General features: G+C 43.0%; 16 protein-coding genes. 2 read left to right on the top strand and 14 right to left on the bottom strand.

Annotated elements, in window-relative coordinates:
- Nucleotides 1-110 precede the first annotated feature (110 nt).
- Nucleotides 111-986: a diaminopimelate epimerase gene (gene dapF, locus CFR83_RS04860; protein WP_088812824.1), complete on the top strand. Its 876-nt coding sequence runs from the start codon at nt 111-113 to the stop codon at nt 984-986.
- A gap of 3 nt (nt 987-989) precedes the next feature.
- Here dapF and pyrE read toward each other — a convergent pair whose 3' ends face one another.
- The gene (gene pyrE, locus CFR83_RS04855; RefSeq protein ID WP_088813204.1) at nt 990-1,664 is read right to left on the bottom strand and encodes an orotate phosphoribosyltransferase; all 675 of its coding nucleotides are present in this window, start codon (nt 1,662-1,664) and stop codon (nt 990-992) included.
- Nucleotides 1,665-1,671: 7 nt separating this feature from the next.
- Here pyrE and CFR83_RS04850 point away from each other — a divergent pair, with 7 nt between their 5' ends.
- A complete protein-coding gene (locus tag CFR83_RS04850; protein ID WP_088812823.1) occupies nt 1,672-2,451 on the top strand; it encodes an exodeoxyribonuclease III in 780 nt (259 codons plus the stop codon).
- Between the two features lies 1 nt (nt 2,452).
- On the opposite strand, the gene CFR83_RS04845 is transcribed toward CFR83_RS04850, so the two are convergent.
- The 13 genes from CFR83_RS04845 to xerC form a co-directional block, all read right to left on the bottom strand.
- On the bottom strand, nt 2,453-3,328 hold the full coding sequence (locus CFR83_RS04845; protein ID WP_088812822.1) for a M48 family metallopeptidase: 876 nt from the start codon (nt 3,326-3,328) through the stop codon (nt 2,453-2,455).
- A 4-nt stretch (nt 3,329-3,332) separates the two neighbouring features.
- On the bottom strand, nt 3,333-4,592 hold the full coding sequence (locus CFR83_RS04840) for an AmpG family muropeptide MFS transporter (protein WP_207758551.1): 1,260 nt from the start codon (nt 4,590-4,592) through the stop codon (nt 3,333-3,335).
- Nucleotides 4,561-5,145, bottom strand: coding sequence for a methionine biosynthesis protein MetW (gene metW, locus CFR83_RS04835; RefSeq protein ID WP_088812821.1), 585 nt, complete (start codon nt 5,143-5,145; stop codon nt 4,561-4,563). Before metW ends, CFR83_RS04840 begins: the two co-directional genes overlap by 32 nt.
- Nucleotides 5,142-6,284: a homoserine O-succinyltransferase MetX gene (metX, locus tag CFR83_RS04830; RefSeq protein ID WP_088812820.1), complete on the bottom strand. Its 1,143-nt coding sequence runs from the start codon at nt 6,282-6,284 to the stop codon at nt 5,142-5,144. Before metX ends, metW begins: the two co-directional genes overlap by 4 nt.
- Complete coding sequence (gene slmA, locus CFR83_RS04825; protein ID WP_207758565.1) at nt 6,281-6,937, bottom strand: nucleoid occlusion factor SlmA; 657 nt, start codon at nt 6,935-6,937, stop codon at nt 6,281-6,283. The genes metX and slmA overlap by 4 nt, the downstream gene beginning before the upstream one ends.
- Nucleotides 6,934-7,623, bottom strand: a complete 690-nt coding sequence (locus tag CFR83_RS04820; RefSeq protein WP_088812819.1) for a pyrimidine 5'-nucleotidase — start codon at nt 7,621-7,623, stop codon at nt 6,934-6,936. The genes slmA and CFR83_RS04820 overlap by 4 nt, the downstream gene beginning before the upstream one ends.
- 7 nt (nt 7,624-7,630) lie before the next feature.
- Complete coding sequence (gene argB / locus CFR83_RS04815; RefSeq protein ID WP_088812818.1) at nt 7,631-8,533, bottom strand: acetylglutamate kinase; 903 nt, start codon at nt 8,531-8,533, stop codon at nt 7,631-7,633.
- Between the two features lie 130 nt (nt 8,534-8,663).
- On the bottom strand, nt 8,664-10,679 hold the full coding sequence (locus CFR83_RS04810) for a TonB-dependent receptor (RefSeq protein WP_088812817.1): 2,016 nt from the start codon (nt 10,677-10,679) through the stop codon (nt 8,664-8,666).
- 48 nt (nt 10,680-10,727) lie between these two features.
- Nucleotides 10,728-11,084: a hypothetical protein gene (locus CFR83_RS04805; protein ID WP_088812816.1), complete on the bottom strand. Its 357-nt coding sequence runs from the start codon at nt 11,082-11,084 to the stop codon at nt 10,728-10,730.
- A gap of 19 nt (nt 11,085-11,103) precedes the next feature.
- Nucleotides 11,104-11,520, bottom strand: coding sequence for an RNA polymerase-binding protein DksA (gene dksA / locus CFR83_RS04800; RefSeq protein WP_088812815.1), 417 nt, complete (start codon nt 11,518-11,520; stop codon nt 11,104-11,106).
- 111 nt (nt 11,521-11,631) lie between these two features.
- A complete protein-coding gene (locus CFR83_RS04795) occupies nt 11,632-12,699 on the bottom strand; it encodes a CobW family GTP-binding protein (RefSeq protein ID WP_088812814.1) in 1,068 nt (355 codons plus the stop codon).
- 51 nt (nt 12,700-12,750) lie between these two features.
- Nucleotides 12,751-13,956 (bottom strand): class I SAM-dependent rRNA methyltransferase, encoded by a 1,206-nt coding sequence (locus tag CFR83_RS04790; RefSeq protein ID WP_088812813.1) that lies wholly within the window; start codon nt 13,954-13,956, stop codon nt 12,751-12,753.
- The gene (gene xerC, locus CFR83_RS04785; RefSeq protein ID WP_088812812.1) at nt 13,956-14,915 is read right to left on the bottom strand and encodes a tyrosine recombinase XerC; all 960 of its coding nucleotides are present in this window, start codon (nt 14,913-14,915) and stop codon (nt 13,956-13,958) included. The genes CFR83_RS04790 and xerC overlap by 1 nt, the downstream gene beginning before the upstream one ends.
- Between the last annotated feature and the right edge of the window lie 2 nt (nt 14,916-14,917).

The following is a 14,917-nucleotide window of genomic DNA, read 5'->3' as shown; positions in this document are numbered from 1 at the left end:
GACGCTTTAGCGGATAGTTTTAATTCGCCCCGCAAGTTGTCTTAACTCGGCGAATAGCCTAAATTCTATAACATTCTCATTTTTGGGCGCAAGCCTGTATATTTACCCCTATGACAAAGCTAACTTTACGTTTTACCAAGATGCATGGCGCTGGCAATGATTTCATAGTGCTTGATGGCCTCTCACAAGACCTGTCTCAAATTACAAAGGAGCAGTGGGTAAAGCTTGCGCATCGCCAATTTGGGATTGGAGCAGATCAAATTCTCTTAGTTGAAAAGCCAACGGTACCCAATGCAGAGTTTCGCTATCGAATTTTTAACTCCGATGGCTCAGAAGTTGAGCAATGCGGCAATGGATCTCGTTGCTTTGTGCGTTTTGTTAGAGAAAAAGGGCTCACAAGCAATAAAACAGTCAAAGTACAAGTGGCTCACACCATACTGAGCCTTACTGAAACTCATGATGGTCAAGTTGTTGTGAACATGGGTGCACCTATTTTGACCCCCGCTGACATTCCATTCATGGATGCTGGTTTAAATTCTAAAAAAGAGGGCTCTACCACTCTGTATGAGCTACCACTATCAAATGGGTCGGCTTGGATCTCTGCCGTATCTATGGGGAATCCTCACGCCGTTCAAATCGTCAGCGATGTAGACTCAGCGCCCGTGACAACCGCAGGTGCAGAAATTGAAAAGCACGCAGCCTTTCCGAAGAAAGTAAACGCTGGTTTTTTACAAATCCTCAATAGAAACGAAATTAAGTTGCGCGTCTTTGAAAGAGGCTCGGGCGAAACTTTAGCCTGCGGTACAGGTGCCTGCGCTGCAGTGGTCTCAGGGATCCTTCGCGGTCAATTAGATTCCCCTGTCCTCGTGCATACACGTGGCGGAGATCTATCTATTGAATGGGATGGAAAAACATCCCTTCAGAGTGATGTGATGATGACAGGTCCAGCGGTAACTGTTTTCGAGGGTGTAGTTACCCTCGAATAATCTTTAATTAATGCCGTATTTGTCACGGTAAGCTTTTACTGCTGGCAAATATTGTTGCAATGCCGAGTCTTTGCTGGACTCTAAGAAGAGCATCAAGCTTGCTAAGTTTGCAATTGAGACTACTGGCATGCCAAATTCTTTTTCCACGTTTTGAACTGCTGACGTATCTGCAACTTCAGTGGCTGTGCCAGCTCTTTCCATCCGATCCAAAGCAATCAAAACTGCTGCAGGAGTAGCACCTGAGTGCTTAATGATGTCAACAGACTCTCTTACAGAGGTACCTGCTGAAATAACATCATCAATAATCACAACACGCCCCTTTAAAGGAGCACCAACTAATGTGCCACCCTCGCCGTGATCTTTAGCTTCTTTACGATTAAAGCAAAATGGTACAGGGCGCCCCATTCCCGCCAAAGCCACAGCCGTCGTGGCTGCAAGAGTAATGCCCTTATAGGCGGGGCCAAACAACATGTCAAACTGAATGCCCGAACTGATTAGTGCTTTTGCATAAAACTCACCAAGAGCCTTTAACAAAGCGCCGTCATTAAAGCCACCAGCATTAAAAAAATATGGGGATAATCGTCCTGCCTTTGTTTTAAATTCGCCAAAAGCTAGAACCTTGGCATCTAAGGCAAAATTGATAAATTCGTTTTTAAAGTTTTCTTGATTGGAAGTCATAACCGAGATGTTACGCATCATTACCGCCAACCTCAATGGGATTCGTTCAGCTGCTAAAAAAGGTTTCTTTGAATGGGTTGACGCTCAAGCCCCAGACATCCTTTGTATTCAAGAGCTTAAAGCTCAGGAGGCCGATTTAGATAGCGCCCTCCTAAGTCCAAATGGTTACCATGGTTTTTTTCAATATGCACAAAAAAAAGGGTACAGCGGGGTTGGTTTGTACTCAAAACAAAAACCAGACAGTGTAAAAATCGGCTTTGATGATGGTGAATTTGATGCTGAAGGGCGATATGTTGAAGCAAGATTTGGCAAGCTGATTGTTATTTCGGCCTACTTTCCGTCTGGATCTAGCGCACCTGAAAGACAGGAGGCTAAGTTTAGGTTTTTAGATTTATTTATGCCCCATTTGGAAGCCTTAAAAAATGAAGGGCTTGAAATCATTTTATGTGGCGATATCAATATTGCTCATAAAGAAATTGATCTTAAAAACTGGAAGGGCAATATTAAAAACTCTGGATTCCTACCAGAAGAAAGAGAGTGGATGACTCAACTCTTCGATCGTGTGGGCTTTATTGATGTTTACAGGCATTTACACCCAAATACAGAAGATGAGTGCTACACCTGGTGGAGCCAACGAGGGCAGGCTTATGCAAAAAATGTTGGGTGGCGTATTGATTACCAAATAGCAACGCCTACTATTGGCACCAAAGCACAAAGAGTTGAGATATATAAATCAGAAAAATTTTCTGACCATGCGCCCCTGATTGTTGATTACGAGAATCTATAAATCAAGGTTTGTAATTAGGCAAACGATCAATTGTGGTGTTCTTAGCTCGCGCATACAAAATTAAAGCATCCATCATGTTTCTTTGGATTTCATAAATACGCGAATCACCCGATGGGTGCGTAGATAACCATTCAGGTTGCTTATCTTTATCTTGCGATAGCTGACCCATTTTTTGCCATAAAGAAACTCCAGCACGTGGATCATAGCCAGCTCGAGCTGCTATATCCATCCCAACTAAATCAGCGTCTTTCTCATCAGCTCGCGAGAAACTCAAACCTAATATTTGCAAACCCTGGCCCAAGGCTTGACTACCCACATTACCCAAACCCAAAGCTGAGGATAAAACGTTTGCACCCAAATTACCTATTTGGGCTTTAGCAATTCGGTCGCGCGCATGCTCCCTTAAAGCGTGAGCAATTTCATGACCCATCACCGTAGCAACCTCATCATCATTTAGCTTCAACTTTTCCAGAATGCCCGTGTAAAAAGCAATTTTTCCACCAGGCATGCAAAACGCATTGACCTCATCAGAGACAAATAAATTAATCTCCCACTTCCATGCCTGAGAGTCAGGATTCCATGCGTACGCATGTGGAAGAATTTTTTTTGCAATCGCTCTTAAACGAATAACTTGGGGATGATTTTCAGGAGCCAATGCATTTTTTTGTGAAGCTTTTTGCTTCATGCTGTTGTATTGTTTTGTTGCAGATTGCTCTAACTGACTTGCCGGCACCATGTTTTTTAAACTAGATCCATCGCCAACTTTTACTCCGTCTGCGGGCCCAACATGCCTTGGCGATGAAGCACAAGCAGTCAAAATCACAAACAGTGCCGTAGCACTATATGTTTTCAAATTTTTAAAAAAATTAGCTGTCATTTAATTACGCGGCTTTTTCAAAACCAGACTGCTTTTCTTTATTCCAAGGTGCAATTTTAGGCAATAACAACAAACCAGGTATCGCCAAAATAAAACAGATGACAAAGAAGTTGGTCCAGCCTGTTAACTCAACAATGTAACCTGTTAAAGCATTAATAAATGTTCTTGGCACCGCAGATAAACTCGTAAATAGAGCAAATTGAGTTGCGGTAAATCTTGGATTAGTTTCCAGCGCAATATACGATGTGAAAGCGGCCGTTCCCAGCCCAACTGATAATGCTTCAAATCCAATTACCCAGGTTAGCACCCATAAATCCGCACCGGTTTGAGCCAAAATTGCAAAACCAATAATAGCAATCGCTTGTAAAAAACCAAACAACCAAAGCGCTTTATTAACGCCAGTTTTGAGCATCCAATAGGCTCCCAAGATACCACCCAGGATGCTTGCCCACAAACCTGCATTTTTTGCTACCAACCCGATTTCTGTTCTTGTGAATCCAAGCTCAATGTAAAAAGGTGTAGCTAATGCAGTAGCCATTGAGTCACCTAGTTTGTATAAAAAAATAAATGCCAAGACTAAAACCGCATGCTGCCATCCACGCCTTTGCATAAATTCATTGAATGGTTCTATCACGGCCTCTTTCAATGTTTTTGGTGCCGGACCATACATCTTTGGCTCAGATACCAACAACGTTGTCAGAATTCCTGGCAACATAAATAAGCCAGTAATTAAAAAGACCCAATCCCAAGTCATCAAATCTGACAATATTAAAGATAGTGATCCAGGAACTAATGTTGATAATTTATATGCATTAACAAAAAGTGCTGTGCCAGAACCCATCTGCTCTTCAGTTAACCACTCACGTCGATGCGCATCTACAACAACATCTTGGCTGGCTGACAAAAATGAAACGATGGATGCAAGAAAGACAACTGTCCAAATTTCAGTTCGTGGATTAAATTGCCCCATCAATATGACAGCAATCATCACTGCAACTTGAGTCGCAATCATCCACCCACGTCGACGCCCTAAAAAAGGCAAGTTAAATCGATCCATGGCGGGCGCCCACAAAAACTTCCAGGTATAGGGCATCCCAACCAGAGCAAATAAACCAATGGCTTTTAGATCTACGCCTTCGCTTTTTAACCAAGCTGACAAGAGGTTATAAAGTATGAATAAAGGTAATCCACTAGAGAAGCCTAGAAAAACACAAACTAATAATGCTTTAGTTTTACTTGGCCCGACGTGCTCGATAGATTGCAAGACTACCTCTTAAATTAGGTAAAAATTGAACGGCTTGGCCATCATGAAGGACAACTCTATCAAGCAACTGCAAACCAACGGCTGGTGCTAACGCTTCAAAATCTGCAATTGTGAGTACTCGAACGTTTGGCGTGTCATACCATTGGTATGGCAAAGATTTAGAGACGGGCATGCGCCCCAAAGCAACAGATGCCCGATGAGACCAATGTCCAAAATTTGGGAAAGACACAATGCACTCATTACCTACACGAGCAATCTCACTCAAGATTCTTGCAGTTTGATGTATGGTCTGCAATGTTTGAGACAAGATTACCGTATCAAAACTGTTGTCTTCAAATAATGCTAAGCCACCCTCTAGGTTTTGCTGAACAATATTGAGCCCTTTTTGTGCGCAAGCCAAAACCTTGTCATCAGCAAGCTCAACGCCATAGACATGGGCTGATTTTGACTCTTTCAAATAATTCAAAAGCGTGCCATCCCCACAGCCCACATCTAATACCTGTGAGCCAGGCTTAATCCACTTGGCAATTGCCGCAAAATCAGAACGCATCATGGATTAACTCCCATGGCTATTTGCTCAAAATAAGCTCTCACTAAACCGTGGTAACGAGGATCTTCTAATAAGAATGCATCATGACCGTGTGGCGCATCAATTTCACCATAACTAACATCTAGCTTGTTATCAAGCAATGCCTTAACGATTTCTCGGCTACGATCTGGCGCAAAGCGCCAATCAGTTGTGAAGCTCACCACTAAGAACTTCGCAACAACATCCTTCATCGCTGCACTTAAATTATTGGCATAAGCCTTGGCAGGATCAAAATAATCCAATGCTCGCGTAATTAAGAGATAAGTGTTTGCGTCAAAATAATCTGCGAACTTTTCACCTTGATAACGCAGATAGCTTTCAACCTCAAACTCAACATCAAAACTAAAGTTATATTCATCAGAGTCGCCTTCGGCTCGACGCAACTCTCTGCCGAACTTTTCAGCCATATCATCATCTGATAAATAAGTGATATGACCAATCATTCTGGCAACTCTTAAACCTCTGCGTGGCTTAACGTTATGCGCGTAATAATCACCACCATGGAAATCAGGGTCGCTCAAAATCGCGCTTCTAGCCACCTCATTAAATGCGATATTTTGTGCAGATAATTTAGGCGTTGAAGCCACTACTATGCAGTTGGCGACTCTATTGGGATACATCATGCTCCAAGCCATGGCTTGCATACCACCAAGGCTACCACCCATGACTGCCGCAAACTTTTCTATCTGAAAGTGATCCGCCACCCTAGCCTGAGCATTTACCCAATCTTCCACCGTGACCACAGGAAAAGATGCTCCATAAGGCTTACCCGTTGCAGGATTGATACTCATTGGCCCAGTTGAACCAAAACATGATCCTAGGTTATTAACCCCGATCACAAAGAATTTATTTGTATCTACTGGCTTACCAGGGCCAACCATGTTGTCCCACCAACCAATATTTTCTGGATCATCCGCACTAATGCCAGCAACGTGATGCGAGGCATTAAGAGCATGACAAATTAAAACTGCATTATTTTTCTCAGCATTTAATTGGCCGTAAGTTTCTACAACCAAGTTGTAATCGGCAATGCTTGCCCCGCTTTGCAAACTAAGTGGTTCTGCAAAGTGAAGGATTTCTGGCTTAACAACTCCTAAACTCATACTGAGAATAAAACTCTCATAGGTAAGTCACTAAACTCAGTAGGCGCCTTTTTAAAGCCGCTTCGCGCATAGCGATGCCAACGGCCGACCACATAACTAATCATCATCGCAGCTCTTGAGCTAACCTCATTGCCATCTGCCGACTGAGGGAAACGGCCTTGTGTTTGTGCGATACGCAAAGACTGCTTCAACGAAGACTCAATGCGCTCAAAAATTTGAGCAATACGGTCCTGCAAGCGCTCATCCTCTAACCACAAGGCGTCGCCTAACAAAACTCTGGTCATACCAGGATTCTTTTCGCCAAAACCCAGCAAAACCATCAAAATTTCCTGTGCCTGACGGTCTCCCGCCTCCTCGCGCTCAGTAATCTGATTAATTAAACCAAAGATTGTTTGCTCAATAAAGGCAATCAAACCCTCAAACATTTGGGCTTTACTTGCAAAATGTCGGTATAAAGCTGCTTCTGAAACCTCTAATCGCGCAGCCAAAGCTGCAGTTGTGACACGGTCCCCCTTGGGGTTCTCCAACATCTCAGCTAGAACCTGAAGAATTTGAATTCTGCGCTCACCTGGGCGCGGGCGTTTACGAACCGGCGCCTCCGCATCCTGGTTAGAGTCATTGGTCATAGGCACTTGATTAAATGGTGAGTTCATTTGAGTTTCTGCCAACTTTTAAATAATTGATGCATTGATTGTACTTCTAGAGATACATTACCTCGATTATGGGTGTAAGTCCTAACATGTCTTTTAAACCAGACTGTCTTTAAGCCCAATTTTGAGTATTCAGATAAATGCCCCAAGGTGTCATCCACTAAAACGGCTCTATGAGGGGCACAACGATACTTTCGAAGCAGTCTTCTAATCATTAAATGATCCGGCTTTGGGCGCCACTGCTGGTGAACCTCCATATCTTCAATGGCCTCAACCGCTTCAAAACAACCCACAATACCTAACTCTTGAAGAACTTTTTGAGCATATGCTCGAGGCGCATTGGTCAGCAAAATCTTACGCCCTGGCAACCTATTTAATAGCTGTCTAAGCCCCTTTTTACCGCTGACAATATTCGATAAATCATCTAGATGTGAGCCGCTTAACTCATCAAAGCGATGGGTTTCATATAAAAACTCATGTGGGTCTATCGCATGATGCTTTACCAACCCCAACAAAGTCGCACCATACTGTTGCCAGTAACGATTGCGTACTTGGCTGGCCGCTTCTCGATCTAAATGCAAACGACGAGCTACAAAGCTCGTCATTGCGTCATTAATGTAGGGAAATATATCGCTAGATGCGTCGTGTAGCGTATTGTCTAAATCAAAAAACCATAAAGGTCGACGCATGGAAAAATCAATGTGAACGAATCATTGTGCCAAAGGCTTGCTCTGTCAAAATTTCCAAAAGCAATGAATGCTCAATACGACCATCAATGATATGCACTGAATTTACGCCACTCTTAGCTGCATCTAACGCAGAAGAGATCTTAGGCAACATGCCACCTGAAATCGTGCCATCTGCAAACAATGCATCAATTTCTCTAGCTGTTAAGTCAGTTAACAAGTTTCCGTTTTTATCCATCACGCCTGGGATATTAGTCATCATCACTAATTTTTCAGCTTTTAAGATTTCCGCCATTTTGCCAGCAACCAAATCAGCGTTGATGTTGTAGGCCTGTCCATCTTCACCAAAACCAATTGGTGAAATAACTGGAATAAACGCATCGTCTTGCAAGGCTTTAACAACTGCTGGATTGATTGATTCAATTTCACCAACAAAACCAATATCGAGCATCTCACCCGCTTTTTCTTTGTTGGGGATCATCATCTTGCGCGCATGAATCAAACCACCATCTTTACCAGTTAAGCCAACTGCTTGACCGCCAAAATGATTGATCAACATCACGATATCTTGCTGAACTTCGCCACCAAGAACCCACTCCACCACTTCCATGGTTTCTTCATCAGTCACACGCATGCCCTGAATAAAAGTTCCTGCCTTGCCAACCTTCTTAAGAGCATCATCAATCTGTGGTCCACCGCCGTGAACAACCACTGGATTCATACCTACAAGTTTTAACAAAATTACATCGCGAGCAAAGCCCTCTTTTAGGCGCTCTTCTGTCATGGCATTTCCACCGTACTTAATCACAATGGTTTTGCCATGATATTTTTTGATGTACGGTAAAGCCTGCGCCAAAACCTCGGCTTTAATTGCAGGGGATACGTCTTGAAGTTCTTTTAGCGGTGCGTTCATGCGCGTGATTCTAAGACCAGAACCCCTACTTGGCTATATTTTTAAGACCAAAACAACACTTTTTTTAAAAAGTCCTGTCAAAAAGCAAAAAGGGGCACCTAAGCACCCCTTAAATCAGCTCTACAAGTACTTAGAATGAAGCTCTAAGCCCCGCTCGCAAACTTCTTGAGCCCACCATAGCAACATCTCGCATTACTGATGAGGCATTACGAGCAACTTCATTAGTCAAGTTATCTACCCGAACAAACCAATAGGCAGACTTAAATCCCTGAATAACAGTTTTATAAGATGCGCCCACGCCAACCATTGTGTAACTTGGCGTCGCCCCCAAGCTGTCGTCATAGCGGTTTTGGGAAGCGGCATAGCGCACATCTAACTGACTTGAGTATCTACCTTCTGTGTAAATGAGTGATGCGTCCAAACGCAATGGGGCAATTCTTGGCAAGGATCCTCCCGTTGTTCGGTTTTCTCCACGCACATAGTCTGCCTTCCAACTCAAATCAATCTGACCAGCCTTGGCAAAAACACCTTTTAACAACGGAAATCGACCATCCGCTTCTAAGCCATATAAACGAGCCTTGATGCCTTCGAATCTATATTCATCAGATACTAATTGCGGCATCAAACCAATGAAGTTTGAAAACTCTGTCACAAATGCACCCAATCTAGTTTTTGACTCTGCTGTTTTATAAGTAAGCGCTAAATCTAGCGTTATACCTTTTTCCATTTTCTGATTTGGGTCACCAATTTCATGCATACCTGTTGCATGGTGAAGCCCGTTAGAAAACAACTCATAGTACGTTGGTGCACGCTCGGTGTATGAGAAGTTCGATGTTGCAGTCCATAGACTATTTAGCCCCTGGCGATAACCCAATGATGTAGAAAACGGTTTAAATTTCTTCTCGCCAACGCTAGCGTCACCATCACTACCGTTACCAGCAATCCCCTTAATGCGCACATCTTCAACACGAGCACCCAAATTAACTGCGCTATCTTTACTAAAGCTTAGCTCCTCAAATATATAAAGAGCCCTAGTATTTGTATCAGCATTAGGAACAAGTGGAGCATCTCCAGTCATGCGCAGTTGACTACTTGATGCTTGGATTCCCCATGCGCCCTTTAATTGACCAAAGGCTGTATTAACAGGCACCAAAGTGCCGCCAAAGTGACCTTCCCAACCTTTATTTTTGAAAGTTGCCTCAATTGCGGAGCCTACCAATTCATCATGCTTGTAATCTGTGTGAGATATCGAACCATGTAATGAGCTAATTAATCCTAACTTGCCATCCAAGCTCCTTTGCTCTGCTGCAAAAGTTACTCTATCTTGCTGCATTTTGATGCGCGTAGGGCTACCATTTTCAAAAAGGCTTGTGCCGTAATCATTACGATATGTGTCCAGAGACAACCCCGCATAGCCATGTTCTGATGTGGCAGACGCCCCCACTGACCCAGACTGTTGATCAGAATTAGAGTTCAATAATTTTGACCCTTCTTTTATTGCATCAGACCTAAGTACATTTCCGGGAATGCGCAAGTTATCAGTTTTTCTGTATGCAGCATCGGCGTGTATTGCCAATTGGCCATTACCTGTATTTAAGAGTGCGGCGCCAGCTCTTTCCATCTCTGGGCCACCCGCACGAAACTCAGCTCGGCCATCAACGCCATTAATTGGAGACCTTGGTATACGGTTATCAATAATGTTCACAGCACCACCAATTGCACTGCCACCATACTGAAGTGCCGCTGGCCCACGCACCACCTCTATTTGCTCAACCAACAATGGATCGATAGCAACAGCATGGTCTGCAGATAATGATGAAACATCGAGGCTCGCGCCACCGTTGTTCATGATGCGCACACGATCGCCATCTAACCCACGCACTACAGGACGACTAGAGTTTGGCCCAAAGTTGGTCGAACTAATACCAGGCAAATGATTAAGTGTCTCGCCTAAGGTGCTACTTTGCTTTTTGGCAAGCTCATCGCCCCGCAAAACACTCACAGGCGCAACTAGATCATTAATATCACTGCCTAATGGATTGGCTGTCACCACAACCGCATCTAATGTTTGATGAGCAAAACTGGCTTGGTTACTAATCACCAACAAAACCGCTGTCGCAACGACAGAACGTTTTAATACTTTCATGTAAATCTCCTAACAATACGCAAAACGCCAGCTTGGCTGGCACTAGGTTTAAGCGTGGCTGTTAGGTGGGCCTCTGGCATCGAATGCGCTGTAGGCTTCTATCGAGGCTTGTTGTGATTCGTAAAACTTTTCCGCAACGTGTTTGGCATGACTTAGCAAGTTAGCCTCAGGTGTCCCTGCTAATGCATGTGCCAACGTTAATGAGTCATAAGCTGCGCAATGGTGAAAATCTTTTTGTTGGGCAGTTGGCTGATCTTGATTTAAATGACCATTTGATTCGAAAGAAACAACTTGCTCAATATGGTGTGCGTGCTCAATGGCGTGAGCAAAGCCTTGCCACTGGGCTTGTAAAAGCCCAATGCAAAGGAGTAACGCTATTGAAATTAGTCTAAGTGACCTAGTCACTTTGTTGCCTTACTATGGATTAGTTACCAAATAACTTCTGGCGCAACTCACGACGCTCTTGAGCCTCAAGAGATAAATTAGCAGTAGGTCTTGCTAATAAACGCGGGATACCAATTGGCTCACCAGTTTCTTCGCACCAACCATACTCACCAGATTCAATACTCAAAAGAGATTGCTCTACTTTTTTCAAAAGCTTGCGTTCACGATCACGGGTACGCAACTCAAGCGCGTGCTCTTCTTCAATCGTTGCTCGATCAGCTGGATCAGGAACCAAAACATTCTCACGCAAATGCTCAGTTGTTTCATTTGCATGCATCAAAAGATCAGCTTTGAGTGCCAATAACTTAGTTTTAAAAAACTCTAACTGAGCAGCGTTCATGTAGTCTTTTTCAGACATCTTCAACAAATCTGCTTCGGTCAATGGTTTCTTGCTCATTTCATGTCCTTTCAGGACTTTTAGTCTTATAACGCCACACTTTTCGACGCCCAAATATTACATAACTTATAAATGGCTCCGGGCGCGGAATTCTACTCTAATCCCATTAGATTACACCAAACATGTTTCTAATCCACCTAATAAAACATCTTTAGGTAAATCCGTCCCAATAAAGACCATTCTGGTTTCCTTCTTTTCTTTGCCCCATGGAGCCCCTAGGTCAGAACCCATCATTTCGTGAACACCTTGAATAATCACTTTGCGAGGCCCACCCTTGATATACAAAACTCCCTTATATCTCAACATCTTAGCCCCAAAAACAGACAATATTCCACCCAAAAAATCTTCTAATTTTTGCGAATCAAAAGGTCGATCACTCTTAAAAACAAATGATTGAATTTTGTCAGTATGGCTTTTTCGAACAAATTGAACAGCCTGAGTTTGGCCATGGTGATGATCATGGTTGCAATCTGGACCATGTTCATGATGATCGTGACCACAATTAGCGTGATCGTGATCGTCTTGCTCCAAGAAATGGGGGTCGATCTCCAATTTATCGTTAAGGTTAAAGCCTCTTAAATCAAGCACTTGATCCAATGGCACTCCACCTTGCGTAATTCCAGTAATAGGCGCCCGTGGATTCATATGCATTAGGCGATGTTTTAATGCGTCAACTGCATTTGCACTAACCAAGTCTGTTTTAGTAATAAAAATGCGATCTGCAAACCCAACTTGTTGCTGAGCCTCTTCATGTTTATCTAGTTGCTGATTGCCATGCTTTGCATCCACCAAAGTAACTACGGCATCAAGTATGTAATGGCTTGCGACTTCATCATCCATAAAAAATGTCTGTGCAACAGGGCCCGGGTTGGCAACGCCAGTAGTTTCAATAACTACTCGATCAAATTGAATCTTTTTATCTTTACGTTGCTCAAATAAATCATTCAGAGCATCAACCAAGTCTCCACGAATAGTGCAACAAACACAGCCATTACTCATTTGAACAATTTGCTCATTGCTGTCTTGAACCAGAATATCGTTATCGATATTTTCTTCTCCAAATTCATTTTCAATCACAGCAATCTTGTTGCCATGGTTCTCATGAAGAATGTGCTTTAAGAGAGTAGTTTTGCCACTACCCAAAAAACCGGACAAAATTGTTACTGGTATTAGTGCCATGCTGTAATCCTTGTTTAATTTTTTAATTATGAGGCAATCATTGCTTCTTAGCTATGCCCTTTGAAGCATCAAGCCTTTTAGATAATCACCCTCAGGAAAGCTTGTTAATAAGGGGTGATCGGCTCCCGAAGACAACCTCTTCATTAAACGAAAATCCATTTCAAAATCAGATGAATGAGTCATTGCCTCAGCACTTGCCATCGCCACAGTTTTTTCAAATAATGCTGAATCAACAGCCCCAGAACATGAGAACGTGAACAACAAGCCGCCAGGCCTTAACAATTGCATTCCTGCGCGATTAATTTCTTTATAAGCTCGCAAGGCTTTATCTAAATGATGTGATGATGGGGCAAACTTTGGGGGATCCAAAACAACAATATCAAACTGCCTACCTTCTTTTCTAAACTGGGTTAGAACTGCAAAGGCGTCAGAATCCAACCAAGTTGCACGACTTGCATCAAAACCATTCAGAACCATTTGCTTTTGCGCCATTGCCAATGCCTCACCAGATGAATCTACTGAGGTAACGTGCTTGGCTCCACCCTTTAAGGCCGCTAAAGAAAAGCCGCCTGTATAGCAAAACATATTTAGAACTTCTTTATCTTTTGCTAGCTGACTTAATAAGTCTCTACTATCTCTTTGGTCAACATAAAACCCGGTTTTATGTCCGTTCAATACATCAACGCTGTATAAAACTCCGCACTCATTTACCTCAATTGGTGCATCAGGCATCTCGCCAAATAAAACTCCAACATGTGGCTCCAAACCTTCTCTAGCTCGAACTGCAGCATCAGACCGCTCCACAATTCTCTTGCAATTGGTTTGTTTAACTAAGGCCTGCACAATGGCATCTTTCCAGTGCTCCATCCCCACAAATAAAAATTGGCAAACCAGCGTGTCAGCATACTGATCTACAACCAAGCCCGGTAAGCCATCGCTCTCGCCAAAAATTAAACGTATCGCATTGGTATTTTTAACCCACTGGGCGCGATGTTCTATCGCTTTTGAAACGCGCCCCTTAAAAAACGCATGGTCAATAACTTTTTTTTCATCCCAAGTCAGAATACGAACTCTAATTTGCGAACTAGGACTATATAAGCCCTTGGCAAGAAATTTTCCATCGTGACTTAATACGTTAACTGTTGAACCGGGATATACCTTGCCCTCAAAACGGTCGATAGCATTTGAATAAACCCATGGGTGGCGCCTCAATACAGGGCGCTCTTTGCCGGACTTTAATACGATACTTGCTTGCATTATTGACTCTTCTTGTTTTTAGCTCTGGGGTGCGCCAAATCATATGCTTGGGCCAAATGTTGGAAATCCAAAGCCGTGTAAATTTGTGTACTGGTAATGCTTGCATGACCCAGCATTTCTTGTACGGCCCGCAAATCACCAGACGATTGTAAAACGTGGCTTGCAAAACTGTGCCTCAACATATGTGGATGTACATGTGTTGGCAAGCCAGCTTTTATAGCCAATTCTGCCAAATGTTTTTGAATGGTTCTCGCAGACACTCTTTTGCCTTGCTTGTTAATGAATAAAGGCTGAGGGACTTCTTGTTGCTCATTAATATGGTCGGCTCTAACCGTTATCCACTCACGCAACGCATTAATCGCAGCTGTACCTACAGGCACAGTTCTTCTTTTTTTGCCCTTACCTAACACCATTACTTCACCAGCCTCAAAATCAATCCAACCAGCCGATGAATATTCTTTTGTGTCAACTGGAGTTAAATCAATACCAAGCAGCTCAGACAAGCGCAAACCTGAGGAATAAAGTAATTCAACAATTGCACGATCTCTAGCCCTTAAAAATAAATCATTTTGTATGGCTTCTTGATTGGCGCTCTCAACAAGGCTTATTGCATTTTCAACTGATAGAGCTTTAGGCAATGGCTTGGCTCTCTTAGGAGCTCTAACATCGCTCAAAGGATTTGTTTTAACCAAACCTTTTTGATTGGCCAACCATAAATAAAAGCCACGCCAAGCAGACAAGGTTCTAGCAATACTACGGGGTGCATGTCCTTCTGCGTGTAACTTTGCCACCCAGTTTCGAACTTGATCAGAGCTTAAATCTGAAAACTTCAAACCAACTTCTTGCAATCGACTCAATAGGTAGTCGAGGTCTTTCTTATAAGCAGCTATCGTATGCTTTGATACCTGTCGTAGAACATGAAGTTCGCGCAGGTATTCCTCCGCGAGGCTTTCGTTCATGT

The organism is Polynucleobacter victoriensis (assembly GCF_900187875.1).
In the GTDB taxonomy this organism is placed as follows: Bacteria; Pseudomonadota; Gammaproteobacteria; order Burkholderiales; family Burkholderiaceae; genus Polynucleobacter; species Polynucleobacter victoriensis.
This window is presented reverse-complemented; position numbering and strand designations above follow the sequence as displayed.